This window comes from Sporichthya brevicatena (assembly GCF_039525035.1).
In the GTDB taxonomy this organism is placed as follows: domain Bacteria; phylum Actinomycetota; class Actinomycetes; order Sporichthyales; family Sporichthyaceae; genus Sporichthya; species Sporichthya brevicatena.
Window position 1 is genome coordinate 49528 of the sequence record NZ_BAAAHE010000016.1, and the last position, 24926, is coordinate 74453.

A 24926-nucleotide genomic window follows, 5' to 3' on the forward strand; every position below is an offset into this window, starting at 1 on the left:
GTGGACATCCTGGGCGACGGCTTCGCCGATGCGCTGCGCCTGCTCGTCACGGGCGACGAGGACGCGTGGTCGATCACCGCGCTGACGCTGCGGATCTCGCTGACCGCGACCGTCGTCGCCGTGTGTCTGGGTCTCCCGCTCGGGGCAGCCATCGCCCTGGGCCGGTTCCCCGGCCGCCGCGTGGTGCTCGCGATGGCCAACACCGGCCTCGGCCTGCCGCCGGTGGTGGTCGGTCTGTTCGTCACCGTGCTGCTCTGGCGCAGCGGCCCGCTCGGCAGTCTGGGCCTGCTCTACACACCGACGGCGATGATCGTGGCGCAGGCCGCGATCGCCACCCCCATCGTCACGGCGCTCGTGGTCGCGGCGCTGGTGCAGGTCGACCCCGACTTCCTCGTGCAGATGCGCGGTCTCGGCGCCGGCCGGGTCCGTGCCTTCCTCGCGCTCCTCGACGAGGCGCGACTGCCACTGCTGGCCGCCGCGATGGCCGGGTTCGGCGCCGTGATCAGCGAGGTCGGCGCGGCGCAGATGGTCGGCGGGAACGTCGCCGGCGAGACGCGGGTGCTGACCACCGCCGCGGTGCTCGCGACCAGCCGCGGTCAGTTCGCCCTGGCGATCGCGTTCGGCCTGATCCTGTTGCTGATCGCCTTCGTGGTGAACCTGACGCTGGTGCTCGCGCAACAACGTGCCCCCGAGCGGGACGGTGTCCGGTGAACGGCGGTGTCCGGTGACTGCTGCGCTCGCGTGCCGGGACCTGCGGGTGGAGGTCGGTGCCCGGCAACTGCTCCACGTCCCGCACCTCGAGGTGGACGCCGGTACCTGCCTGGCTGTCCTCGGCCCGAACGGCGCCGGCAAGTCGACGCTCCTGCGCGCCCTGGGGCTGCTCAGCCGGCACCGGGTGTCCGGCGAGGTGCTGCTCGCCGGACACCCGGCGACGCCGGCCCGGGCGCGGACCGCGACGGCCGCCGTGCTGCAGCGGCCGATCCTGCGCCGGGGAACCGTCGCGGCGAACGTCGCGAGCGGTCTGCGCTTCCGCGGTGTCGGGGCGGCGGAAGCGGCCGAACGCAGCCGGCCCGCTCTGGTGGCCCTCGGGCTGGACCACCTCACCGACCGCGACGTCCGGTCGCTGTCCGGCGGGGAGGCGCAGCGCGCCTGCATCGCGCGGGCGCTCGCGACCGAACCGGCGGTGCTCCTGCTCGACGAGCCGTTCGCCGGGCTGGACGCACCGACCCGGGCCGACCTCCTCGCGGACCTGCGGTCAGCGCTCTCGGGCCGGTCGCTGGCGGTCGTGCTCGTCACCCACGACGTCGACGAGGCGCGCGCGCTTGCCGACACCACGGCGTTGCTGATTCAGGGTCAGGTCCGCCACCACGGGCCGACGGCCGACGTCCTCGACACCCCCGTCGACCTCGACACCGCCCGCCTGCTCGGGTTCGTCAACCACCTGCCGAGCGCGCTCACCGGGCGACCGGAGGAGCGCGTGGCCCGGCCGGAGCACTGCGTGGCCCACCGATCCGCCGCGCCGCCCGCGGCACTCACCGTGCCGGGTACCGTCCGCCGCCGGATCCCCCTCGGTCCGCTCACGCGGGTCGACGTCCAGGTCCCGACCGGTCTGCTGACCTGCCTGCACCCCACGGCGGAGCCGGCCGGCGATGCACCCGGCGACGGCGAGGAGGTCCTCGTCGAGGTTCGGCAGAGCCGAGAACTCCCGTCAGACCGAAGTAGCTGACGCCACGTCAGTCGGCGGCCGGCCCTCGGCGTCCCAGCCTCGGGCGGCGTAGTAGGCCGCCACCATCGACTGCAGGCGCTCCGCGGTGAGCCTCGCCTCGCGACCGGAGGACATCGCGACGGCCTCGGAGAGGATGCGTGGCGGGAGGGTGTCGTCCGCGGCGGTGGCGCCCTCGCGCAGGTTGTAGGCCCGCTTCGCGTCGACGATGCGCCGCGCGGTGGCGCGCAGCTCGTCGGCGTCGATGTCCCAGCCGGTCACCGGGCGCAGCAGATTCGCCCACTCCGCGAAGGGCTCGGTGAAGACGCCGCGCAGGAACTTGCAGAGGATCATCGAGTCCATGACGGCGGCGCGGTCCTCGGTCGCGACGGCCGCCGCCACGTGCGGAGCCGCGCCCGCGAGACGGTCGAGGTCGCCGGAGAGGTCGGCCTCGTAGGCACCCGACCGGTTGTGGTCGGCGCCGCGGGAGTTCACCGCGAACCCGAGACCCATCGCCTGCATCGTCCGCGGCTCGTAGCCAGGGAGCTCCAGCCCCTTGACGTGCACGGCGAAGGCCTCGGAACCCTGCCCCAGCTGTGCCGACGCCCGCCGTGACCCCTCGGCCAGCAGCTCACCCAGTCCGGGCGACCGGGCGCCGATCGCGTCGAGCGCGCGCAGCAGCGCCGGCCCGTCGCCGAACCGCAGCCAGGGCTCGTCCAACAGACCGCGTTCGGCGCACTCCATCGCCCACGCCACCGTGCCGCCGGCCGAGATCGTGTCCAGGCCGAGCTCGTCGCACTTCGCGCTGGCGGCGAAGACGTCGTCGGGGTCGGAGACCCCGCACATCGGGCCGAGGGCGAAGACGTTCTCGTACTCCATCCGCTGGGACCCACCGCCCTTGCGGGAGTAGATGTGCTCGCAGCCGATCGAGCAGGACGCGCAGGAGTTGCGGGCCACCAGCCGCAGTTCGTGCAGTTCCTCGGCCGCCAGCTTCGGCGCACCCTCGAAGGTCGCGGCGGTGAAGTTCCGCGTCGGCAACGTCGAGACCGCGTTGAACGCCAGCAGGTTCGCCAGCGTCCCGAGCTCGCGGTACTTCGCGGTGGCCGGGCCGAAGCTGCGCTCGCGGAGATCGCGGGCGGCGGCGAGCACGGCCTCGGCGTCGTGCACCGCGGCCTTGCCGGCGGCGCGCACCAGGACGGCCTTGAGGTTCTTCGCGCCGAGCACCGCGCCCAGCCCGCCGCGGCCGGCGTGCCGGCCGTCGTGGCTGATCGTCGCGTAGCGCACGCCGCGCTCCCCCGCCGGTCCGATCACCGCGGCCCGCCAGCCGCGCCCGAAGCGGGTGCGGAGCACCTCCTCGGCGGCCGCGGCCGACAGACCGGCCAACTCGGGCGCGGGCTCGACCCGCGCGCCCTCGGCATCGACGAGCAGGACCGAGAGGTCGTCCGCCCGCCCGCGGACGACGAGCGCGTCGTGGCCGGTGAGCTTCCCGGCGATCGCGAACTGACTCGACGCCAGGGCATCGGTCAGCAGGCCGGTCAGCGGCGACTTGGCGACGACAGCGAACTTGGCGCTGGTCGTCAGCGGCGTCCCGACCAGCGGGGAGAACACGAAGGCCAACGGCGCCTCGGGAGCGAGCGGATCCACGCCGGCCGGACCCAGGCGCTGCAGCAGGTAGGTCCCGAGCCCCACCCCACCGAGGTAGGAACGCAGTACGTCGGCGCCGAGCTCGTCACGGGACACCTCGACCCCGGCGGCGCTCACGTCGAGGACGAGCGCCGCCCCGAAGTACCCGCCCGGAGCCATGCTCCGAAGGGTAGGCCGCCTCAGCCGCCCGCGTCGGCGGAGATGAACGCGACGGAGTCCCCGGCCGCCAGCACCACCTCGGGGTCGCGGCTGATGCGCTCCCCGTTCAACGCGGCCACCACGTGCAGGTTCAGCTCCAGACCGACGGCGGCGGCCGCCTCACCGAGCGTGCGCGCCCGGACGGTCAGCGATCGGGTCCGGGCGCGGCTCGCCAGCGCGCCGTAGCAACTGACCCGCACCTCGGGAACGTCGGACACAGCCGGGACGGTACCCCGGGTCAGGCGGTCGCCTCGCCCGTCACCGCGTCCCGGCCGTAGCCGGTCAGGTACGGCAGCCAGCGCGGGTCGTGCCGGCCGGTCCCGAGGATCCGCCAGGCCGGGCCGCTCGGCTGCCGGGGCGCGACGCGGACCGCCCAGCCGAGCTCGGAGATCTCGCGGTCGCTCTTGACGTGGTTGCAACGCCGGCAGGCGGCGACGACGTTCTCCCACGTGTGCTGACCACCGCGGCTGCGCGGGATCACGTGGTCGACGCTGTTGGCGGGGGCGCCGCAGTAGACGCAGCGCCCGCCGTCCCGGGCAAAGATTGCGCGCCGGGTCAACGGGACTCCGGCGCGATAGGGCACCCGCACATAGCGGTGCAGACGGACCACCGCTGGTAACGGCACCGCGGCGGCGGCGCTGTGCAGCACCGAGCCGGAGTCCTCCACCGAGGTCGCCTTGTGGTTCAGGACGAGGACGAGCGCGCGTCGGGACGGCACGACGCACAGCGGTTCGTACGTCGCGTTCAGGACCAGGGCGTGGCCCACGCGAGCCTCCTCGCAGATCAGACCCGGCGCATGGCACGCGCCGGGCTGCACCCCCAGTGTCGGTGACGAACGCCGATTCGGCCAGAAGTTTCGTCCCGCCACGCGGCATCGGCTACCGAGCGCAACCTCGGCGAACCCGCCCCGGCGGCGATATACATTGCGGCCATGCCCCGATCGGACCACCGTTCGACCCCCCAGCCAGGCCCGTCCGGGCCGGTGATCGCGTGAACACCAAGCCCCCGCCCCGGCCCGCTGTCAAGCAGGCGATGGCCATCGCCGCCCAGTACAAGGACAAGCCCGAGGACAAGGCCGCGATGATGGTCGCGGCCCAGATCCGGATGTTCTGGGACCCGCACATGCAGAAGCTGCTCCGCGGCGGCATCGCCGCGGGCGAGGTCGACGACCCGGTGATCCTCAAGGCCGTCGACCTGATCTAGCCGATCTAGCCGGCCTGGTCGAGCCGCGCCCCCAGGTCCGCGGCCAGGACCGCGTCATGGAGGGCCGCGGCGGCGAGGGTCGACGGTCGCTGATGGCCGGTGACCAGGCCGACCGCCGGCGTGTGCGGCGTCGGCCGGATCGGGATCAGCCGCAGCCCGTCCGGGACCCCGTAGCTCTGCGCCCAGGGGTGCGCGACGACGCTCGACCACCGGCGCGTGCGCAGGTGGGCGTACAGGGACTCGACGGTGTCCGCCTCGACGACGACGTCGGCCCGCACGCCCGCCTCGGCCAGTGCCGCGTCGAGGATCCGCCGGTTCTGCATGGTGGTGGACAGGGCGCACATCGGGACGCCGGCCAGGTCGGCCCAGGACAGGGTCTCGCGGTCGGCGAGCGGCCCCGAGTCCGGCGTGAGCAGCAGGTAGCGCTCGCGGTAGAGCGGGAGGACGCGGGTGTGCGCGTCGGGTTCCTCCGGGAGGTAGGTCAGCCCGGCGTCGAGCTCGAACTCGGCCAGTCCCCGGACGATCTCGGCGGAGGACAGGACCTCGATCCGCATTCGCGCACGCGGATGACGGTCCGTCAGAGCGACGGTGATCGCGGGCAGGATCGGCACCGCGGTGGGGATCGCCCCGACGCGGACGGTCGCGGTCAGACCGTGCTGCAGCCGGTCCAGGTCCAGCAGCAGCGCGTCCCGCTCGGCGAGGATCCGGTGCGCCCAGCCGAGGACCTGACCGCCCTCCTCGGTCAGACCGCCGTAGCGCTGACCGCGGCGCACGATCTGCACGCCGAGCTGCTGCTCGAGCTTGCGCACGGCGGCCGACAACGCCGGCTGGCTGACGTGGCACGCGGCCGCTGCGCGGCCGAAGTGCTGCTCGCGGTGCAGCGCCACCAGGTACTCCAACTGGCGCAGCAGGATGTCGCCGGACACCTGGCCAGGATAGCCCGCTGACGTGCACTGATAAACGTCGTTTATCGCTGGATCGACACGTTGAGGTTGCTGCACCGCCCTGCGGTCGCGCAGCGTGAAGCACCCGACCCGGCAGGACCACCCATGACCTTCCGCGCCCCGGCGCCACCGCGTGCCGACCGCATCCGCGCGATCGCCGCGGCCCACGCCGCCGAACGCGGGCCGCTGCTCGTCATCCTCCACGCCGTCCAGGCCGAGTTCGGTTTTCTCGACCCGGACGTCATCCCGGTGCTGGCCGACGAGCTGAACCTCTCGGTCGCCGAGGTGCACGGCGTCGTGTCCTTCTACCGGGACTTCCGGACCACCCCGCCCGGCCGCTCCACCCTGCGGATCTGCCGGGCCGAGGCCTGCCAGGCGGTCGGCGCGGACGCCCTGGTCGAGCACGCGAAGCAGCGGCTCGGCGTCGGCTTCGGCGAAACCACGGCGGACGGGGCCGTCACCCTCGACGAGGTCTTCTGCCTCGGCAACTGCGCGCTCGGCCCCTCGATCCAGGTCGACGGCAAGCTCCAGGGCCGCGTCAGCCCGGACCGCCTCGACGCGCTGCTGGGAGACCTCCGATGACGGGTTCCGCGCTCTCCCCCTCGAACCACACCGTTTATGTCCCCCGTGACTCCGCCGCGGTCTCCGTGGGCGCCGACGCGGTGGCCGAGCGCATCACCGCCCTCGCCCCGCTCGGGACCCGCGTCGTGCGGACCGGGTCGCGCGGCATGCTCTGGCTCGAGCCCCTGGTCGAGGTCGACACCCCGGACGGGCGGGTCGGGTTCGGTCCCGTCTCCCCCGAGGACGTCGACGGCCTGCTCGCCGGCGGGATGCTGGCGGGCGCCGGTGGCAACGGCGCGGCCCTCGGGCTCGTCGAGGAGCTGCCCTGGATGAAGGCGCAGCAGCGCATCACCTTCGCCCGCGTCGGCGTGGTGGACCCGCGCTCCGCGCCGGACTACCTCGCGCACGGTGGCCTGGCCGGCCTGCAGCGCGCCCTGTCGATGACCCCGGCCGAGGTCGTCGCCGAGGTGACCGACTCGGGCCTGCGCGGCCGCGGTGGCGCCGGCTTCCCGACCGGCATCAAGTGGAAGACCGTCCTGGAGCAGCCGGCCGGGTTGCCCAGACCAGGACAAAAATTCGTCTGCGCCAACGCCGACGAGGGCGACTCCGGCACCTTCGCCGACCGCATGCTGATGGAGGGCGACCCGTTCACCCTCATCGAGGGCATGACGATCGCCGCCTACGCGGTCGGCGCGAGCGAGGGCTACATCTACTGCCGCTCCGAGTACCCCGACGCCGTCGAGACCCTGCGGGCCGCGATCGCCGAGGCGTACGCCGCGAACTGGCTCGGCCCGAACATCCTCGGCTCCGGGCTGACCTTCGACCTCTCCGTCCGCGTGGGCGCCGGCGCCTACATCTGCGGCGAGGAGACCTCGATGCTCGAGAGCCTCGAGGGCAAGCGCGGGCTGGTCCGCCCGAAGCCGCCGATCCCCGCCATCTCCGGCCTGTTCGGCCGCCCGACGGTCATCAACAACGTCCTCACGCTCGGCTCGGTCCCGGCGATCCTGGCCGACGGCGCCGCGGCCTATGCGGCACTCGGCATCGGCCGGTCCCGCGGCACGCAGGTCTTCCAACTCGCCGGGAACGTCGCCCGCGGTGGCGTCTTCGAGACGGCGTTCGGCCTGTCGCTCGGCGAGCTGGTCGAGACCTTCGGCGGCGGCACCGCCTCCGGGCGTCCGGTTCGGGCCGTCCAGGTCGGCGGACCGCTCGGGGCGTACCTGCCGGTGGGTCAGTTCGACCTGCCGCTGGACTACGAGGCCTTCGCCGCCGCGAACGCGATGGTGGGCCACGGCGGGGTCGTCGTCTTCGACGACACCGTCGACATGGCGAAGATGGCCCGATTCGCCATGGAGTTCTGCGCCGAGGAGTCCTGCGGGCGCTGCACCCCGTGCCGGGTCGGCGCAGTGCGCGGCGTCGAGACGATCGACCGCATCCGGGCCGGCGACCGCACCCAACTCGCCCTGCTCGAGGACCTCTGCGAGCTGATGACCGACGGCTCCCTGTGCGCGATGGGCGGGCTGACGCCCCTGCCGGTGCGCAGCGCCGTCCGACACTTCCGGGAGGACTTCGCGTGAGCCTGCTCCAGGAGTTCGACTACGGCACGCCCGCCCGCCCGGGCGAGGCGACCGTGAACCTCACGATCGACGGGGTCGCGGTGGCCGTGCCGCCGGGCACGTCGGTGATGCGCGCCGCCCGCGAGGCCGGCGTCGACATCCCCAGCCTGTGCGCCACCGACTCCCTCGAGGCCTTCGGCTCCTGCCGCCTGTGCATCGTCGAGATCGACGGCGCCAAGGGCGCCCCGGCGTCCTGCACCACCCCGTGCGGCGAGGGCATGGTCGTCCGCACCCGCAGCGAGAAGGTCGACCGGCTCCGCCAGGGCGTCGTCGAGCTCTACCTGTCCGACCACCCGGCCGACTGCATGGACGGCGCCTGCGAGCTGCACGCCGCCGCCGACACCGTCGGCCTCGTGCACGTCCGCTACGGCCCCGGCCACGACCACCAGGACGCCGAGATCGACGCGTCCAACCCGTACTTCCAGTTCGACCCGAAGTCCTGCATCGTCTGCTCCCGCTGCGTCCGCGCGTGCGACGAGGTGCAGGGCACACTCGCCCTGACCATCGAGGGCCGCGGCTTCGAGTCCGTCGTCAGTGCCGGCGGCACCGACTTCCTCGACTCCGAGTGCGTCTCCTGCGGCGCGTGCGTGCAGGCCTGTCCGACCACGGCCCTGCAGGAGAAGTCGGTCGTCGAGCTCGGCATGCCGACCCGCGCCGTCGAGACCACCTGCGCGTACTGCGGCGTCGGGTGCTCGTTCCGTGCCGAGCTGCGCGGCGACACCCTCGTCCGCATGGTGCCGTCGAAGAACGGCGGGGCGAACGAGGGCCACAGCTGTGTGAAGGGCCGCTTCGCCTACGGTTACGCGAGCCACCCGGACCGCGTGCTCGAGCCGATGATCCGCGACTCCTTCACCGATCCCTGGCGGACCGTCAGCTGGGACGAGGCCATCTCGTTCACGGCGAACCGGCTGCGCGACATCCAGTCCCGGTACGGCCAGAACTCGATCGGCGCCATCACCTCCTCCCGCTGCACGAACGAGGAGGTCTACGTCGTCCAGAAGATGGTGCGCGCCGCCTTCGGCAACAACAACGTCGACACCTGCGCCCGGGTCTGCCACTCCCCCACGGGCTACGGGCTGAAGCAGACCTTCGGCGAGTCCGCCGGTACCCAGGACTTCCGTTCGGTGGCCGACGCCGACGTGATTCTGGTGATCGGCGCGAACCCGACCGACGCCCACCCGGTCTTCGCCTCCCGCATGAAGCGGCGGCTGCGCCAGGGCGCGAAGCTTCTCGTCGTCGACCCGCGGCACATCGATCTCGTCCGCACGCCCCACATCCAGGCCGAGCACCACCTCCAACTGGCCCCGGGCACGAACGTCGCGATCATCAACGCGATGGCGCACGTCGTGGTCACCGAAGGTCTGGTCGACCGCGACTTCGTCGCGGCCCGCTGCGAGGGCTTCGAGGACTGGGAGTCCTTCATCGCGGACGAGTCGAACTCCCCCGAGGCGCTCGAGCCCGTCACCGGCGTGCCGGCGGCGGAGGTGCGCGCGGCGGCCCGGCTCTACGCGACCGCGCCGAACGCCGCGATCTACTACGGCCTCGGCGTCACCGAGCACAGCCAGGGCTCGACGATGGTCATGGGCATGGCCAACCTCGCGATGGCGACGGGCAACATCGGCCGCAGCGGCGTCGGCGTGAACCCGCTGCGCGGGCAGAACAACGTCCAGGGCTCCTGCGACATGGGCTCGTTCCCCCACGAGCTGCCCGGCTACCGCCACGTCTCCCGCGACGACGTTCGCGGCTTCTACGAGAAGCTCTGGGGCGTCCCGATCCTGCCCGAGCCCGGGCTACGGATCCCGAACATGTTCGACTCGGCCGTCGACGGCAGCTTCCGCGCCCTGTTCGTGCAGGGAGAGGACGTCGCGCAGTCCGACCCGAACACCCAGCACGTGCACGCGGCGCTCTCGTCGCTCGACCTGCTCGTCGTGCAGGACCTGTTCGTCAACGAGACCGCGAAGTTCGCGCACGTCCTGCTGCCGGGCACCTCGTTCCTGGAGAAGGACGGCACGTTCACCAACGCCGAGCGCCGGATCAACCGGGTCCGCCCGATCATGGCGCCGCGCACCGGCAAGCACGAGTGGGAGATCGTCGGCGACATCGCGAAGGCGATGGGCTACCCGATGCACTACGACAGCGCCGCGCAGATCATGGACGAGATTGCGCTGACGACGCCGACGTTCGCGAACGTGTCCTTCGACCTGCTCGACCGCGTCGGGTCGGTGCAGTGGCCGTGCGACGACCAGCACCCGCTGGGCACGCCGGTCATGCACGTCGAGGAGTTCACCCGCGGCAAGGGCGCATTTCAGTCGACGGCCTACGTGCCGACGAAGGAACGCAGCACCCGCAAGTACCCGCTGATCCTCACGACCGGGCGCATCCTGTCCCAGTACAACGTCGGGGCACAGACCCGCCGGACGGCGAACGTCACCTGGCACCCGGAGGACGTGCTGGAGATCCACCCGCACGACGCGGAGGTTCGCGGGATTCACGACGGCGACCTGGTCACGCTGGCCAGCCGGGTCGGCGAGACGAAGCTGCGCGCCGTGCTCTCCGAGCGCATGCCGGTCGGGGTCTGCTACACGACCTTCCACCACCCCGTCAGCGGAGCGAATGTGGTCACGACGGAGAACTCGGACTGGGCGACGAACTGCCCCGAGTACAAAGTGACGGCGGTTCAGGTGGCGCTGGCGACGGCGCCGGCCTCGACCGTCGACACCGCGGAACCGGCGGTCGTGTGAGCGAGGGAACGATCCGGCCCGAGGTGCGTCTGGCCGGCGAGATCGCCGACCAGTTCCGCCACAAGCCGCAGGACGCGGCCGCCGAGGCCATCGCCAGTCACATCCGCATGTTCTGGGACCCGCGCATGCGCACGACCCTGCTCGCCGCCGAGTCCGCGGGCGAGGTCGACGACTCGCTCGTGCGCGCCGCCGTCGAGCGCCTGCAAGCCTGATGGGCCGGGTCACCGGTCGACGTTCGGTCACCCGCGTCACGCCGACCGGGCGGACGTCGACCATCGACAGCCTCGCGGCCGAGGAGCCGATGGAGCTGCGGGTCGGCGGTCGCTCGCTCGCGGTCACGATGCGCACCCCCGGCGCGGACGTCGAACTCGCGCACGGCTTCCTGCTCAGTGAGGGCGTGATCACCAAGGTCGACGACGTCGTGACGGCCCGGTACTGCGACGGGGTCGACGACGAGGGCCGCAACACCTACAACGTCCTCGACGTGGCGCTCGCGGACGGAGTGCCGGTCCCGGGCCCCGGGGTGGAGCGCAACTTCTACACGACGTCCTCGTGCGGAGTCTGCGGGAAGGCGTCGCTCGACGCCGTCCGCACCAGGACCGCGTTCCCGCCGGCCGGTGACCCGGTCCGGGTCGACGTGGCGACCCTGCTGGCACTGCCGGACCGGCTGCGCGAGGCGCAGCGCATCTTCGACGCCACCGGCGGTCTGCACGCCGCGGGTCTGTTCACCGCCGACGGGGAGCTGCTCGTCGCCCGCGAGGACGTCGGGCGCCACAACGCGGTCGACAAGGTGCTGGGCTGGGCGTTGCTGAACGGCCTCGTGCCCGCGGCCGGGTCGGTCCTGATGCTCTCGGGCCGGGCCTCTTTCGAGTTGGTGCAGAAGGCCGCGATGGCCGGGGTTCCCGTGGTCGCGGCGATCTCGGCCCCCTCGACGCTGGCCGTCGAGCTCGCCGAGGACAGCGGCATCACGCTCGTCGGCTTCGTGCGGGGCGATCACATGACGGTCTATGCAGGTGCCGAGCGGGTCAGCGGCGGCGAGTGAGCTCAGCCCTCTAAGTTGAGGGTCATGCCTCGACCGGACTACCCCACCGCCCGCCGCCAGGAGATCGTCGAGGACCTTCACGGTCACTCGGTCGCCGACCCGTACCGCTGGCTGGAGGACCCCGCCGACCCCGAGACCGAAGCCTGGTCGACCGCGCAGGACGAGCTGTTCGCCGCGCACCGCGCGACCTGGCCCGGCGCGGACGGCCTGCGGGCGCGGCTGACCCAGCTGCTCGGAGCCGGCGTCGTCAGCGCCCCGGCCTGGCGCGGGGACCGGCAGTTCTTCATGCGCCGCACCGCCGAGCAGGAGCACGCGGTGCTCGTGACCGTCGACCCCTTCGACCAAGGAGGAGGCGAGCGCATCCTGCTCGACCCGATGGAGATCGACCCGTCGGGCCTGACGACCCTCGACGCGTGGCAGCCGTCGAAGGACGGCAAGTACCTCGCCTACCAGCTCTCCGCGGGCGGGACCGAGGAGTCGGTGCTGCGGGTCATGGACGTCGCGACCGGTGAGCTCGTCGACGGCCCGATCGACCGCGGCCGCTACTCCCCTGTCGCCTGGATGCCGGACAGCAAGGCGTTCTACTACGTCCGCCGGCTCGCCCCGGACCTGGTGCCGGCCGGTGAGGAGCAGTACCACCGCCGCGTGTACCTGCACCGTGTCGGCACCGATCCCGAGACCGACGTCGAGATCTTCGGAGCGGGGCTCGACAAGCGGAACTACTACGGCGTCTCGGTCAGCCGCGACGGCCGGTGGCTGACGATCACCGCGAACACCGGGACGGCACCACGCAACGACGTCTGGCTCGCCGACCTCTCCGCCTCGCCGCTGGAGCAGCCCGAACTCCTCGTCGTGCAGAACGGCGTCGACGCCTCGACCGGCATCGAGGTCGCGCGCGACGGCCGGCTCTACGTCTTCACCGATCTCGACGCCCGCCGCGGCCGGCTGTGCGTCACGACCCCGGACGCCCCGACCGCGGAGCACTGGCGCGATCTGATTCCCGAGGACCCCGAGGCGGTGCTGGAGGGTTACGCGATCCTCGACGGGCCCGAGCTCGGCGAGAGCCCCGTCCTGCTGTGCGCGTGGACCCGGCACGCGGTCAGCGAGCTGACCCTCCACGACCTCGCCACCGGCGAGCGCCGCGGCGAGGTGCCGCTGCCCGGACTGGGCTCGATCTCCGGCGTCAGTGAGCGGCCGGAGGGCGGCCACGAGGCGTGGTTCGGCTACACCGACCACACGACGCCGTCGTCGGTCTACCGCTTCGACGCCCGGACCGGCACGACGTCGTTGTGGGCCAGCGCGCCCGGCGTCGTCGACGTCCCCGACGTCACCACCGAGCAGGTCGTCTACACCTCGCGGGACGGCACGCAGGTCCGCATGTTCGTCATGTACCGCACCGGCGAGACGCCCGACGTCGCCGGCCCGCGGCCGACCACCCTGTACGGCTACGGCGGGTTCGGCATCTCGCTGACCCCGGCGTACTCGGCCGGAATCCTCGCCTGGGTCGAGGCCGGGGGCGTCTACGCCGTCGCCAACCTCCGCGGCGGCGGCGAGGAGGGCGAGGACTGGCACCGCGCCGGGATGCTCGGCTCCAAGCAGAACGTCTTCGACGACTTCCACACCGCGGCCGAGTGGCTGGTCGAGCACGGCTGGACGACCCCGGCGCAGCTCTCGATCTCCGGCGGCTCGAACGGCGGCCTGCTCGTCGGCGCCGCCATGACGCAGCGGCCCGACCTCTACGCCGCGGTGGTCTGCTCCGCCCCGCTGCTCGACATGATCCGGTACGAGCTGTTCGGGCTCGGCGAGACCTGGAACGTCGAGTACGGCTCGGCGGCCGACGCCGAGCAGCTCGGCTGGCTGCTCTCGTACTCGCCGTACCACCAGGTGCGCGAGGGGGTCGCGTACCCGGCGCTGCTGCTCACGGTCTTCGACGGCGACACCCGCGTCGACACCCTGCACGCCCGCAAGTTCGCCGCGGCCCTGCAGCACGCGACCACCGGGGACGCCCCGATCCTGGTCCGCCGGGAGAAGGACGTCGGCCACGGGGCCCGGGCCCTGTCCCGCGCGATCGAGGTGAGCGTCGACGCCCTGACGTTCACCGCCGCCCACACCGGAGGGCCGACGTTCCGATGACTGGTGCAGCCGACCCGGGTCCGGAGCCGGCGCCGGGGCCGACCGGCGAGGGAGTGCCGTGCTTCCGCGAGGCGCGGGACTCGCTGTGCAAGAAGATCTACGACTGGACCGGGTCGGACTGGCTCGCCCAGTCCTCGGACTGGTTGATCACGAAACCGCTGCGCATCGTCGTGATCATCGGCTTCGGCCTCGTCCTGCGCTGGCTGCTGCACCGCGCGATCGGGCGGTTCCTGAACCGGACCCCGGTGCTGGCCGACGGCGTCGCCGAGACGGCGACGGCCAAGCGCCGCCGCCGGCAGCGTGCCGCGACGCTGGGCTCGCTGCTCGAGAGCATCACGACCGTCGTCATCTTCGTCTTCGTCGCCCTGATGGCCCTCGACGAGCTCGACTTCAACATCGGTCCGCTGATCGCCGGCGCCGGGATCATGGGCGTCGCCGCGGGCTTCGGCGCGCAGGCAGTGGTCAAGGACTTCCTCTCGGGCATGTTCATGCTGCTGGAGGACCAGTACGGCGTCGGGGACGAGGTGGACCTCGGGGTCGTCGACCTCGACGGCACGATCGGCATCGTCGAGTCGGTGGGTCTGCGCATCACGAGCATCCGCGGCCCGGACGAGGTGCTCTGGCACGTCCGCAACGGCGAGGTCCTGCGCGTCGGCAATCGCAGCCGGCCGCGAACGCAAAGTCGCACCGAAGGCGGGTCTGCCACGACCTGACCGGGGCAGGGGTACCGCATGAGTTTCTGGTCCACCCTGCCCCTCGCCCCGCCCGGAGTCGCCGACCCGGGTCCCAGCCCCGAACCGTCCTTGCTGGTCACCGACGGACGCGCCTGCTTCCAGGGCGTCGAGAGCAAGGGCACGCTCTGCCGCTGGGTCTACGACAACCTCGGGAAGAACGAGACCCTCGCGGAGTCCTCGGACTGGCTGATCGCCAAGCCGGCCAAGGTCCTGCTGATCCTGCTGGCCGCCTGGCTGATCCGGAAGCTGGTTCACCGCGCGATCGGGCGCATGTGCCGCCGGCTCGCCGACGGCGTCGCCCAGCCGAACTTCGCCCGCGGATGGCACCACCTGAGCCGCAACGGCGAGGAGGCGGAGTCCGAGGGGACGCTGGCCAGCGAACGCCGGGCGCAGCGGGCCGCGACCGTCTCCTCCGTGCTGCGCAGCATCGCGACCGGGGTGATCTACACCCTCGCGATGCTGATGGCCCTGTCCGAGATCGGGCTGAACATCGGCCCGCTGATCGCCAGCGCGGGCATCATCGGCGTCGCGCTCGGCTTCGGCGCCCAGTCCGTGGTCAAGGACTTCCTCTCCGGCATCTTCATGGTCATCGAGGACCAGTACGGCGTCGGCGACGTCACCGACCTCGGCGACGCCAGCGGGACGGTCGAGTCGATCGGCCTGCGCGTCACCCGGCTGCGGGACGTCAACGGCACCGTCTGGTACGTCCGCAACGGCGAGATCCTCCGCGTCGGCAACAAGAGTCAGGGCTGGGCGCGGGCGGTCGTCGACGTCGACGTCGCGTACGACGAGGACGTCTCACGGGTCCGTGAGCTGCTGCTGCGCACCGCCAACGAGGTGTTCTCGAAGCCGGAGAACGCCGCGATCGCCATGGACAAGCCCGAGGTGTGGGGTGTCGAGGCCCTGTCCGCCGACTCGGTCGTCGTCCGCCTGGTCGTGAAGACCGTCCCGCTCCAGCAGTGGAAGGCCGCCCGCCTGCTCCGCGAGGCCATCAAGGCGTCGTTCGACGAGGCCGGCGTCGAGATCCCGTTCCCGCAGCGCACGGTGTGGGTCCGGTCCGAGGGCGACGGCAGCGAGACGCAGGTCGAGGCCGTGCAGGTCGGTGTGCCGTCCAGCACATCCAGCCGTCGGGAGGGACCGCCCGCACCCCGCTCGGGCGGTACTGGGGAAAACTAGGGGGCATGACCTTCGACCGCCCGCCCGCCGACTTCTTCGACCGCGTCGGCGGCGAGCAGTTCTTCGTCGACCTCGTCGCTGAGTTCTACCGGGGCGTCGCGGAGGACACCGAGCTGCGGGCGCTGTACCCGGAGTACCCCGACCTCGCCCCCGCCGAGGAGCGGCTGCGGCTGTTCCTCATGCAGTACTGGGGCGGGCCGGGGACCTACTCCCAGCAGCGCGGCCACCCGCGCCTGCGCATGCGGCACGCCCCGTACGTGGTCAACCTCGACATGCGCGACCGCTGGCTGCGCCACATGCGCGCCGCCCTCGACAAGCTCCAGCCCGAGCCGGAGCTCGAGAGCTGGCTGTGGCGCTACTTCGAGATGGCCGCCGACTCGATGCGGAACGTCGAGGGCTAGTCGAGGTCCGGCCCGTCAGTCCGGGTCCGGGACGAGGAAGTGGCTCAGCGCCGTGCGCTCCTCCTCGGAGACGCGGCGCGGGAAGTCCTCCTCGAGGTCGTAGGGCACCAGGACCGTCAGGCCGGTGCAGTACGGGCCGAGGCCGTCGTCGACGGGCTCGTGCACCTCGCTGCGCAGCGTGATCCGGGCCGGCGACATCGCGCTGACCCACGTCGTCACCGCGATCGGGGCCGGCCGGAACGTGAGCTGGCGCAGGTAGTTCACCTTGAGCCGGGCCACGACGAAGGTGCCGTGCCGCGCGTGGGCGGACGCCCGCACTCCGGCAGCTGCGAGCAGCTCGGCCCGGGCCTCCTGCAGGTACGCGGCGTAGGCGACGTTGTTGACGTGCTGGTAGGCGTCCTGGTCGCCCCAGCGCACCTCGATCTCGGTGCGGTGCTTCCGGCCCGTGCTCACTGCGGCCCCCGTCGTCCGCCGGGCTGCGGCACCGGCAGCGCGGCGTCCTCGTAGCTCTGCAGCATCTCGATCTCCCGGGGCCGCAGGGGGCGAGAGCGCTGCGCCTCCCGGTCCACCGCGACCATGACGGACGTGCAGGCCGCGAACGGCTTCGCGTCCGGGCCGTGCTCCCCCACGGGGACGATCCGGTGCGCGACGTCGAAGGACGAGCTCCCGATGCGCGTCACCCAGGACTGCACGTCCACCGCGCGGGCGTCGCGGTAGACCACCGGCCGCTTGAACTCCATGTCGACCGACAACAGGACGAAGCCGTCGGTCGGCAGCGCCTCGGGGTCCGGGGTCCGCGCGCGCTGCTCGGCCTCCGCGGAACCCTCGAACCCGAGCATCTGGATCCGCGCCTGCTCGCAGTACCGGAAGTACAGCGTGTTGTTCACGTGCCGGTAGGCGTCCATGTCCACCCACCGGATCTGCACGGTGACCAGGTGTGCCGGCAACTCCCCGACCTCAGCCGCGGGTGAGCTTGCGGTACGTCGCGCGGTGCGGACGCAACGCCTCCGGGCCGAGCCGCTGGGCCTTGTTCTTCTCGTAGCCCTCGAAGTTGCCCTCGAACCAGAACCACTGCGAGTCACCCTCGTAGGCGAGGATGTGCGTCGCGACGCGGTCGAGGAACCACCGGTCGTGGGAGATGACCACGGCGCAGCCGGGGAACTCCAGCAGCGCGTCCTCGAGCGAGGACAGGGTCTCGACGTCGAGGTCGTTGGTCGGCTCGTCGAGCAGGATCAGGTTGCCGCCCTGCTTGAGCGTCAGCGCCAGGTTGAGGCGGTTGCGCTCACCACCGGAGAGGACCTTCGACGGCTTCTGCTGGTCCGGGCCCTTGAAGCCGAACGCCGACACGTACGCACGCGACGGCATCTCGACCTGCCCGACCTTGATGTAGTCGAGCTCGTCGCTGACGATCTGCCAGATGTTCTTCTCCGGGTCCAGGTTGCTGCGCCCCTGGTCCACGTACGAGATCTTGACCGTCTGGCCGACCTTCACGGTGCCGGAGTCCGGCTGCTCCAGCCCGAGCAGCATCTTGAACAGCGTCGTCTTGCCGGCGCCGTTCGGGCCGATGACACCGACGATGCCGTTGCGCGGGAGCGTGAAGCTCAGGTCGTCGATGAGCAGGCGGTCACCGAAGCCCTTCGACAGATGGTCGACCTCGATGACCACGTCGCCCAGGCGCGGGCCCGGCGGGATCTGGATCTCCTCGAAGTCGAGCTTGCGGTACTTGTCGGCCTCGGCCGCCATCTCCTCGTACCGCTCGAGACGCGCCTTGCTCTTGGTCTGCCGGGCCTTCGGGCTCGACCGCACCCACTCGAGCTCCTGCTCGAGGCGCTTCTTGCGCTTGGCGTCCTTCTGCCCCTCGACCTTGAGGCGCTGCGCCTTGAGGTCCAGGTAGGTCGAGTAGTTGCCCTCGTACGGGTAGGCGCGACCGCGGTCGAGCTCGAGGATCCACTGCGCGACGTTGTCAAGGAAGTACCGGTCGTGGGTGACGGCCACGACGGTGCCGGGGTACTTCTCCAGGTGCTGCTCCAGCCACTCCACGCTCTCGGCGTCGAGGTGGTTGGTGGGCTCGTCGAGCAGGAGCAGGTCGGGCTCCTCCATCAGCAGCTTGCAGAGCGCAACGCGGCGCCGCTCGCCACCGGAGAGCACCTTGACGTCGGCGTCCGGCGGCGGGCAGCGCAGCGCGTCCATCGCGAGCTCGATCTGCGAGTCGAGCTCCCAGGCGTTGCGGTGCTCGATCTCGTCGGAGAGCTTGCCCATCTCCTCCATGAGCTCGTCGCTGTAGTCCGTGGCCATGAGCTCGGAGACCTCGTTGTAGCGGTTGAGGATCGCCTTGGTCTCCGCGACGGCCAGCTCGACGTTCTCCAGGACGGTCTTGCTCTCGTCCAGCGGCGGCTCCTGCAGCAGGATGCCGACGGTGTAGCCCGGCGAGAGCATGGCGTCACCGTTCGAGGGCTGCTGCAGCCCGGCCATGATCTGCAGGACCGTCGACTTCCCCGCCCCGTTCGGGCCGACGACGCCGATCTTCGCGCCGGGCAGGAACGACAGGGTGACGTCATCGAGGATGACCTTGTCGCCGTGCGCCTTGCGCGCCTTGCGGAACGTGTAGATGAACTCAGCCACGCCCGGCACTTTATGCCGCGGGCTCGCTCTGCGTTTGCGCGCCCTCCAGGGCCGTGACCGGCGTCTCTTCGCGCTCCTCCGCCCACGCCGGACGCACCGGCGGCTGCTGGAGGTAGGCCTTGCGGATCTTGAGGTCGAAACCGACGTGCTGGGCGTTGATCTGCACCGTCCGGCCGCGGGCGCGATCGGTCTCCCAGTCCCGGATCTCGAGCTTCCCCTGGACGATGACCGGGTCACCACGGCGCACGCACTCCAGGACGTGACGGCCGAGCTTGTCCCAGCAGACGACGTCGAAGTAGTTGGTCACCCCGTCGCGCCAGATCCCGTCGTCCCCTTTCCAGGACGAGGTGCTCGCGAGCCGGAACTTCACGGGCGCGGTGTCCGATCGCTGTGACGGGTCGTCGGCCGCCACCACGCCGCACACGGTCACCCACGTCTGGCTGGACATGTCCTGCTCCTCCCCGGCGACCGGACTCTCCGACCGCCCGGGGCAAGCCTGCGCCCTCGCGCGGACCCCGATGTCGCCGTCTGTGGACAACGTCGGGGGTGTGCGCGTTGTGGAAAACCGCGGGAGATCAGCGAGAGCGACGCTCGTGCTGCGTATCCTCGAGCGTCATTCGCGAAGGCCCCCGTAGCTCAGCGGATAGAGCAGCGGATTTCTACTCCGCGTGCCGGGAGTTCGAATCTCTCCGGGGGCGCCGGTTTCCTGCGGCGGTCGACCGTCAGTCGAGCTGCAGCAGGACCTCGCCGTCGCGCACGATGGCCGGGACGGTGTCGAGGCCCTTCGGCTTGCGGCCGAGGGCGAGCGCGCCGCGCGACCACTTCGGCAGGGAGCGGCCGGCGAAGCCGCCCACCCAGTCGCGGTTCTCGCCGGAGCAGACGTCGAAGCGCGAGTTGTGCCACGCGCACTGCACGACGCCGTCGTCGTAGGTGAGTCCACCCGGGCCCTTGGTCAGGGAGAAGCCGAGGTGCGGGCACCGGTTCACCACCGCACACACCGACTCCCCGGTGCGGGCGACGAGCACCTTCTTCCCCCCGACCTCGACGGGCGTCAGGCTCCCGTTGGCGAACTCGTCGAGCTTTCCGGCCGAGACTTCCGCAGCCATGTCAGACCTCCGGGGCGTTCGCGCCGCCGTCGGGCACGGCCGCGGCGTTCCCCGCCTCAGAGCAAAGCGCAAACGGGCGAATGGTTGATAGCCCCACAAAGGCCATAGTTCGTATCCTGTGGCCCTCATGGGTCGGCACAGCGCGCCGGCCGGTGCGCGTCCGCTCGAACGCGCGACGACGTCCCGGTCGGCTTCTTCACACCGCGCCGCGGGACGCCGCCGCCTGGACACGGCCCCAAGCGCCCCACCCGCCCCGGAGCCCTCTCCCGTTGCGTTCGAGCCCGTGGCGGTCGAGCCCGTCGTGGTGGAGCCCGTGGCGGTCGAGCCCGTTGCGGTCGAGCCGGAACCCCCGACGCTCCCCGTTCCGCCGCCGCTGCCGACCCCGGCCTCGATGCGGGAGGCCGGGATCGAGCCACCCCGCCTCGCCCCGGTCCGCGGCCGGCACGCCCGTCCTGCCCCCGAGCCGGAGCCGACGCCACCCCCGCGGCCCACTCCGAAGCCCCAGCCGGTCCGTGTCACGGCGCCGCCGGCCCCCAAGCCGGCACCGGCACCTGCGCCGGCTCCCGCTCCCGCGCCGGCCCCAGCTCCCGCACCGGCCCCGCCGCCCGGTCGGGTCGCGACCCTGGAACGGCCGACCGCTCCACGTCCCGCCCCGGCGGCGCCAGCGGCTGCGGCGGCGCCGGCGGCGGTTGCGGAAGCACCGGTCCCGGCGCGACCCAGCCTGGCGAAGCGGGTCGCGGCGCTGCCCCGGGCGCTGCTGGAGACCGTCGCCTGGGGCGGGTTCGCCGCGGTCGTGGCGCTCGTGGTGATCGCGCTCAGCGACGTCAGCGTCGGGACCGCCGCGCTGTGGGCGGGAGCGCTCAGCGGGATCGTCGTGCTGGCCGTCGCGGTGATGGCCCTGACGGGCACCCACCTGGACGACCTCGGTTCACCAGGGAGAACGTCGGAGTCCCACGACTAGGGTGGGTCGAATGAATGACCGCCTGGTGTGGATCGACTGCGAGATGACGGGGCTCAGCCTCGAACAGGATGCGTTGATCGAAGTGGCGGTCCTCGTCACCGACTCCGAGCTGAACATCCTCGGGGACGGCGTCGACGTCGTCATCAAGCCGCCGGACGCGGCGCTGGAGACCATGCCGGACGTCGTCCGCAACATGCACACCTCCTCGGGCCTGCTGAACGAGTTGCCGGGCGGCAAGACGCTGGCGGAGGCCGAGGAGATGGTCCTCGCCTACATCCGCGAGTGGGTGCCCGAGCCCAACAAGTCGCCGCTGGCGGGCAACAGCGTCGCCACCGACCGCGGGTTCCTCGCGCGGGACATGGAGAAGGTCGAGAAGTATCTGCACTACCGGATCGTCGACGTCTCCTCGATCAAGGAGCTCGCCCGGCGCTGGTACCCGCGCGCGTACTTCAACGCGCCGGCGAAAACCGGCAACCACCGGGCGCTGGCCGACATCCGGGAGAGCATCGCCGAGCTCCGGTACTACCGGGAGGCCGTCTTCGTCCCCGACCCCGGGCCCGACACCGCCACCGCGAAGGCGATCGCCGCGAAGTACGCCTCACCCCCGGCCCCGGCTCCCGAGCAGCCGACCGCATAACCGGTCACGAGCGCCGTCGCGGCATGGGTAGACTCTGCTGGCCGCTGCGGCGGTCATGGTGGGCGTAGCTCAGCTGGTAGAGCACCGGGTTGTGGTCCCGGTGGCCGCGGGTTCAAGTCCCGTCGCTCACCCCAGACGGAAGCGCTGAGGCGGGTGGGAGCAGAAGCTCTCACCCGCCTCACGCATTTCCGGGCGCCTCACGCGTTCAGCCGCGTCTGCGACACGCCGTGTCGCGATGTGATTGCTTTCCACCCGTTCGGGCGCTACGGATTCGGCCGGTGTCGACCGATTTGTATGACATGGGTAGCTGCAACCGACGACCTCAGGACGGCTCTCGCGAGTACCTGGCGCTCGACATGCTCGACCGCGGAATCCCCCTGACCCTGCTCCCCGATCTCGCCTGGCCGGGCGACCTCGAGGCGCGACGCGCCAACCGGTTTCACCGAAGCCTCACCCGTTTGCTAGCCTCACACCGCTCGCGCGCCGCTAGCTCAACTGGCAGAGCAGCTGACTCTTAATCAGCGGGTTGGGGGTTCAAGTCCCTCGCGGCGCACCAGCGGGAACCGCAGGCCTGAGGCCTGCGGTTTCTTCGTTTCCGGGCCGGCCCCGCACCGGGGCGACCTTGTCCGCCCCGGGAGCCTCAGGCGGCTGGCTCGTCGGGTGCGGGGCGGGGTTGTGGTCGTTCTCGGGGTTCCCTCGGCCGGTCGGGTTCGATCAGGGGTGGGATCTCGACGTCGTAGACGGCGCCGAGGCGGGTGATCCAGCGGACCTTGCGGTCGTTGAGGCGGAGGAGTTGCCAGCCGCCTTTGGTTTTGAGGTCGTGGTCGTGCTCGCACAGGGGTCCGAGGTTCCCGGCCAGGGTGAGGCCGCCGCGGGCGTGGTCGAGGGTGTGGTCGATCTCGGACCGGGCGGCGGGGAGCCGGCAGCCGGGGCCTTGGCAGGTCGTCATCCGCAGTTGGGTGTCCCGGCGTAGCCCTGAGGGGGAAGCGGCGGCGGGCGTCCGCGGGGTCCGGCCCGGCCGGGTCGCCCTTCTCGGCGCCGGCGGTGGCCAGGAGGTGTTGGCGGCCGATCTCGACCAGGACGGGGCGCCAGAGCGCGATCTGGGCGCTGGTGACGGTCTCCTCGATCAGTGCCTGCAGCAGGGCCGCGGGGATCAGGAGGTCGACGATGCCGTGGTCACTGGTCCGGCGCCGTTCCCAGTCGACCGGCCGCGCGCCGACCAGCCCGGAGGAGATCGCGTACCCGTCGGGGCCGGTGACCGCGAACCGCCATTGCCCGGCCGACAGCTTCTCCGCCCACTCCCACGCCAGTTCGGCGTGGATCGGTCCCTGCCCGGCGAGTTCGGCGGGGTCGCGGTCCATTCCGAGCAGGGTGGAGAGCTTCGCGGTGAGCTGCACCCCGCGGTGCGGGGACCGCACCACCGGCGCCGGCTCCGCCGCCGGTTCGGGCTGCGGCTCGGGCTCGGGCTCCGCCTGGGGCTCCGACTCGGGCTCGGGCTCCTCCTCGTGCTCGGGCTCCGGCACGTCCGTCTGGTCGGTCTCGGCCGTCTCGACCGTCTCGGCCGTCTCCGCATCGGTGGGGCGGGTGGCGGCGAGGTGGGCGAGGATCTGGTCGTCGGTGAAGTCGGCGTAGGTGCCGTCCAGCAGGTTGAGCGCGATCTCCGAGCGCAGGTGATCCACCGGCCGCGGGTCCCCGGCACGTTTGGCGTCGTCGGCGAGTTTGCGGACCCGGGCGATGGCGGCGGCGACCCGGGCGGGGTCCTGATTCTGCGCGGCCAGGGTGGCGGTGCCGTCCTCGTTGCGCCAGGAGATCACCCGCCGCTCGCGGTAGGCCTCTTGAAATCGCCGTTGGGCCCAGTCCGGGTCGAGTTGGATGCCGAGTTTGCGGCACCGCGCCCCGATCTGCTCACTGGTCCAGGGGCGGTCGGCGTCGATCGAGCAGTGTCCGAGGATTTCGTCGATCACGGTGGTGGCGTGCTCGTCGCTCATGTCCCGGGTCCAGAAGTGGATCACCCGGGCCCGTTCGATACTCAGGTCCCCGGCGGCCATGGCGGCGTGCAGCTTGGGGAACCGGCGCACGACGGCCCAGGCGAAGTCGAGCAGTTCGTTGCCCGAGTAGGCCGAGATCCGCAGCGCGGTGCGGACCTCGTCCCCGCCCCAGCGGTCCGGGGCGGGCAGGCGCACGATCTCGTCGCCGGAATCCAGGCCCCGGGACCCGACCTCGGCCACCAGACCCAACCAGACCGCGTGGGCGGCGTTCAGTTGCCGTTGGCCGGCGCGTAACAGCGCGACCGACTCGGCCCCGGTCATCGACGCGCACTCGCCCTCGCCGGGCGCGATGCCCAACGAGATGCCCCACGCACTCGGCGTGGGAACCCCTGCTGCTGCTGTCGATGTCCCCGTCATCACTGATGAACCTAGACGGCACCACCGACAGTCCGTTTTCGTCGACGCCTGGGTCCGCCGCGGCCCTGGATCCCCGGCGACGCAACGTCTCTGACACCTCATCAGCACCACCGGCACCTGCACAAGAGATGTCATCTCCAGTGCATGTCGGGCCTGCACAAGAGATGTCATCTCCAGTGCATGTCAAGAAGGGGTGACACCCCTTACTGCGGAGTAAGGGGTGTCACCCCTTCTTGACGGGACTTGATGAGGCGTCAGAACGGCCGGACGACCGTCGGCATGATCGTCTGGCTGTACCGGTAGGTGGTGACCTTGCCGATCCGGACGGTGTCGGGGCCGGAGACCGCCTCGAGGATCTTGCCCTTGCCCAGGTAGATCCCTACGTGGTTGACGCGGCCGGTCTCGTTGCTCCGGTAGAAGATCAGGTCCCCGCGCTTGCGCTCGGCGACCGGGAAGTGGGCGAAGCCGGAGTGGTTGTAGAGCTCGAGGCTGGTCCGGTACTTCGGCAGCACGTGCTTGTCGACGGTGATCGGCTGCGGGTCGAGGCCGGCGCGGTAGAGCGCCTGCAGCACCAGGCCCGAGCAGTCGATGCCGTACTTGACCTTCCCGGCCCCGCCCCAGACGTACTCGGCGCCGAGGTAGGTGCGCGCGAACTTGATCATGGTCTTGCGGCGCTCGGCGGCGGTCGCGGTGAGGGGCAGCGCGGGCTTGGCCGTCCAGCGGTCCATGCAGAAGTCCTCGCGGAAGCCCATCGCCGCCCAGGTCTTCGGCCCGACGACGCCATCGACGGCGAGGCCGCGGGCGCGCTGGAACTTCTTGACCGCGTTCCGGGTGCGGGCGTCCATGGTCTCCCAGGCCGAGTCCGGGAGCCCGAGTCGTTGCTGGACCATCCGGACCTTCACGCCGTTCATCCCGGGCGTCAGGACCACGCAGCCCTTCGCCGGGGTGATCGTCGTGACCGGCGCCAACGTCGTCTTCGCACCACGAGGCGCCGGCGCCGCCTCCGCGGGCAGCATCCCGCCCACGACCGCGACCGCCGTCAGGCCGCCGACCAGCACCGCTGCTTTCCGCCCCCAGATTCGCATGGGGCCCATCGTCACATC

Annotated in this window: 24 protein-coding genes, 3 tRNA genes and 2 pseudogenes; 18 read left to right on the forward strand and 11 right to left on the reverse strand. The window is 71.7% G+C overall.

Features of this window, described 5'->3' with window-relative positions:
• From ABD401_RS10995 to ABD401_RS25085, 3 genes and pseudogenes are all read left to right on the forward strand, one after another.
• On the forward strand, nucleotides 1–711 hold the full coding sequence (locus ABD401_RS10995; RefSeq protein WP_344604582.1) for an ABC transporter permease: 711 nt from the start codon (nucleotides 1–3) through the stop codon (nucleotides 709–711).
• 70 nt (nucleotides 712–781) lie between these two features.
• Nucleotides 782–1198 (forward strand): annotated as a pseudogene (locus ABD401_RS25080) (ATP-binding cassette domain-containing protein); the annotation flags it as partial.
• Nucleotides 1199–1477: 279 nt separating this feature from the next.
• A complete protein-coding gene (locus ABD401_RS25085; RefSeq protein ID WP_425566109.1) occupies nucleotides 1478–1726 on the forward strand; it encodes a TOBE domain-containing protein in 249 nt (82 codons plus the stop codon).
• Here ABD401_RS25085 and ABD401_RS11005 read toward each other — a convergent pair.
• Genes ABD401_RS11005 through ABD401_RS11015 form a run of 3 tightly spaced genes read right to left on the reverse strand, consistent with a single transcriptional unit; the run spans nucleotide 1709 to nucleotide 4310 of the window.
• Nucleotides 1709–3505 carry an aldehyde ferredoxin oxidoreductase family protein gene (locus ABD401_RS11005; RefSeq protein WP_344604586.1) on the reverse strand — a complete coding sequence of 599 codons (1797 nt, stop codon included), beginning with the start codon at nucleotides 3503–3505 and terminating at the stop codon, nucleotides 1709–1711. The genes ABD401_RS25085 and ABD401_RS11005 overlap by 18 nt on opposite strands.
• A gap of 20 nt (nucleotides 3506–3525) precedes the next feature.
• Nucleotides 3526–3762, reverse strand: coding sequence for a hypothetical protein (locus ABD401_RS11010; RefSeq protein WP_344604588.1), 237 nt, complete (start codon nucleotides 3760–3762; stop codon nucleotides 3526–3528).
• Nucleotides 3763–3782: 20 nt separating this feature from the next.
• Nucleotides 3783–4310 (reverse strand): HNH endonuclease, encoded by a 528-nt coding sequence (locus ABD401_RS11015; protein ID WP_344604590.1) that lies wholly within the window; start codon nucleotides 4308–4310, stop codon nucleotides 3783–3785.
• A 224-nt stretch (nucleotides 4311–4534) separates the two neighbouring features.
• Between ABD401_RS11015 and ABD401_RS11020 the strand changes: the two genes are divergently transcribed.
• Nucleotides 4535–4747: a formate dehydrogenase subunit delta gene (locus ABD401_RS11020; protein WP_344604592.1), complete on the forward strand. Its 213-nt coding sequence runs from the start codon at nucleotides 4535–4537 to the stop codon at nucleotides 4745–4747.
• A gap of 5 nt (nucleotides 4748–4752) precedes the next feature.
• Here ABD401_RS11020 and ABD401_RS11025 read toward each other — a convergent pair whose 3' ends face one another.
• On the reverse strand, nucleotides 4753–5673 hold the full coding sequence (locus ABD401_RS11025; RefSeq protein ID WP_344604594.1) for a LysR family transcriptional regulator: 921 nt from the start codon (nucleotides 5671–5673) through the stop codon (nucleotides 4753–4755).
• A 123-nt stretch (nucleotides 5674–5796) separates the two neighbouring features.
• Here ABD401_RS11025 and ABD401_RS11030 point away from each other — a divergent pair, with 123 nt between their 5' ends.
• Genes ABD401_RS11030 through ABD401_RS11070 form a run of 9 tightly spaced genes read left to right on the forward strand, consistent with a single transcriptional unit; the run spans nucleotide 5797 to nucleotide 16092 of the window.
• Nucleotides 5797–6273: a formate dehydrogenase subunit gamma gene (locus tag ABD401_RS11030; protein WP_344604596.1), complete on the forward strand. Its 477-nt coding sequence runs from the start codon at nucleotides 5797–5799 to the stop codon at nucleotides 6271–6273.
• Nucleotides 6270–7826: a formate dehydrogenase beta subunit gene (locus ABD401_RS11035; protein ID WP_344604598.1), complete on the forward strand. Its 1557-nt coding sequence runs from the start codon at nucleotides 6270–6272 to the stop codon at nucleotides 7824–7826. The genes ABD401_RS11030 and ABD401_RS11035 overlap by 4 nt, the downstream gene beginning before the upstream one ends.
• Entirely contained in the window at nucleotides 7823–10606 is a 2784-nt protein-coding gene (gene fdhF, locus ABD401_RS11040) for a formate dehydrogenase subunit alpha (RefSeq protein ID WP_344604600.1), read from the forward strand. The genes ABD401_RS11035 and fdhF overlap by 4 nt, the downstream gene beginning before the upstream one ends.
• A complete protein-coding gene (locus ABD401_RS11045; protein ID WP_344604602.1) occupies nucleotides 10603–10818 on the forward strand; it encodes a formate dehydrogenase subunit delta in 216 nt (71 codons plus the stop codon). The genes fdhF and ABD401_RS11045 overlap by 4 nt, the downstream gene beginning before the upstream one ends.
• Nucleotides 10818–11648 (forward strand): formate dehydrogenase accessory sulfurtransferase FdhD, encoded by an 831-nt coding sequence (gene fdhD / locus ABD401_RS11050; protein WP_344604605.1) that lies wholly within the window; start codon nucleotides 10818–10820, stop codon nucleotides 11646–11648. Before ABD401_RS11045 ends, fdhD begins: the two co-directional genes overlap by 1 nt.
• A gap of 24 nt (nucleotides 11649–11672) precedes the next feature.
• A complete protein-coding gene (locus tag ABD401_RS11055) occupies nucleotides 11673–13781 on the forward strand; it encodes a prolyl oligopeptidase family serine peptidase (protein ID WP_344604607.1) in 2109 nt (702 codons plus the stop codon).
• Entirely contained in the window at nucleotides 13778–14494 is a 717-nt protein-coding gene (locus ABD401_RS11060) for a mechanosensitive ion channel family protein (RefSeq protein WP_344604609.1), read from the forward strand. Before ABD401_RS11055 ends, ABD401_RS11060 begins: the two co-directional genes overlap by 4 nt.
• A gap of 18 nt (nucleotides 14495–14512) precedes the next feature.
• On the forward strand, nucleotides 14513–15691 hold the full coding sequence (locus ABD401_RS11065) for a mechanosensitive ion channel family protein (protein ID WP_344604611.1): 1179 nt from the start codon (nucleotides 14513–14515) through the stop codon (nucleotides 15689–15691).
• Between the two features lie 5 nt (nucleotides 15692–15696).
• Nucleotides 15697–16092: a globin domain-containing protein gene (locus tag ABD401_RS11070; protein WP_019878079.1), complete on the forward strand. Its 396-nt coding sequence runs from the start codon at nucleotides 15697–15699 to the stop codon at nucleotides 16090–16092.
• A 15-nt stretch (nucleotides 16093–16107) separates the two neighbouring features.
• Here the strand turns inward: ABD401_RS11070 and ABD401_RS11075 are convergent, their stop codons facing one another.
• From ABD401_RS11075 to ABD401_RS11090, 4 genes are read right to left on the reverse strand one after another with little or no spacing between them, the layout of a single operon-like run.
• Nucleotides 16108–16545 carry an acyl-CoA thioesterase gene (locus ABD401_RS11075; protein WP_344604615.1) on the reverse strand — a complete coding sequence of 146 codons (438 nt, stop codon included), beginning with the start codon at nucleotides 16543–16545 and terminating at the stop codon, nucleotides 16108–16110.
• The gene (locus tag ABD401_RS11080; RefSeq protein ID WP_344604617.1) at nucleotides 16542–17039 is read right to left on the reverse strand and encodes an acyl-CoA thioesterase; all 498 of its coding nucleotides are present in this window, start codon (nucleotides 17037–17039) and stop codon (nucleotides 16542–16544) included. Before ABD401_RS11080 ends, ABD401_RS11075 begins: the two co-directional genes overlap by 4 nt.
• A 10-nt stretch (nucleotides 17040–17049) precedes the next feature.
• Nucleotides 17050–18714 (reverse strand): energy-dependent translational throttle protein EttA, encoded by a 1665-nt coding sequence (gene ettA, locus ABD401_RS11085; RefSeq protein ID WP_344604619.1) that lies wholly within the window; start codon nucleotides 18712–18714, stop codon nucleotides 17050–17052.
• A 10-nt stretch (nucleotides 18715–18724) separates the two neighbouring features.
• On the reverse strand, nucleotides 18725–19162 hold the full coding sequence (locus ABD401_RS11090) for a single-stranded DNA-binding protein (protein WP_344604621.1): 438 nt from the start codon (nucleotides 19160–19162) through the stop codon (nucleotides 18725–18727).
• A 177-nt stretch (nucleotides 19163–19339) separates the two neighbouring features.
• On the opposite strand from ABD401_RS11090, the gene ABD401_RS11095 reads away from it, so the two are divergent.
• Nucleotides 19340–19412, forward strand: a tRNA-Arg gene (locus tag ABD401_RS11095).
• A 24-nt stretch (nucleotides 19413–19436) separates the two neighbouring features.
• On the opposite strand, the gene ABD401_RS11100 is transcribed toward ABD401_RS11095, so the two are convergent.
• Entirely contained in the window at nucleotides 19437–19820 is a 384-nt protein-coding gene (locus tag ABD401_RS11100) for a Rieske (2Fe-2S) protein (RefSeq protein WP_344604623.1), read from the reverse strand.
• 283 nt (nucleotides 19821–20103) lie between these two features.
• On the opposite strand from ABD401_RS11100, the gene ABD401_RS11105 reads away from it, so the two are divergent.
• From ABD401_RS11105 to ABD401_RS11120, 4 genes are all read left to right on the forward strand, one after another.
• Entirely contained in the window at nucleotides 20104–20781 is a 678-nt protein-coding gene (locus ABD401_RS11105) for a hypothetical protein (protein ID WP_344604625.1), read from the forward strand.
• 10 nt (nucleotides 20782–20791) lie between these two features.
• A complete protein-coding gene (orn, locus tag ABD401_RS11110) occupies nucleotides 20792–21418 on the forward strand; it encodes an oligoribonuclease (RefSeq protein ID WP_344604626.1) in 627 nt (208 codons plus the stop codon).
• A gap of 58 nt (nucleotides 21419–21476) precedes the next feature.
• A tRNA-His gene (locus ABD401_RS11115) sits at nucleotides 21477–21552 on the forward strand.
• Nucleotides 21553–21898: 346 nt separating this feature from the next.
• Nucleotides 21899–21974, forward strand: a tRNA-Lys gene (locus ABD401_RS11120).
• Nucleotides 21975–22058: 84 nt separating this feature from the next.
• On the opposite strand, the pseudogene ABD401_RS11125 reads toward ABD401_RS11120, so the two are convergent.
• Nucleotides 22059–23727 (reverse strand): annotated as a pseudogene (locus ABD401_RS11125) (HNH endonuclease signature motif containing protein).
• A 350-nt stretch (nucleotides 23728–24077) separates the two neighbouring features.
• Nucleotides 24078–24908: a C40 family peptidase gene (locus ABD401_RS11130; protein WP_344604628.1), complete on the reverse strand. Its 831-nt coding sequence runs from the start codon at nucleotides 24906–24908 to the stop codon at nucleotides 24078–24080.
• Nucleotides 24909–24926: the final 18 nt, after the last annotated feature.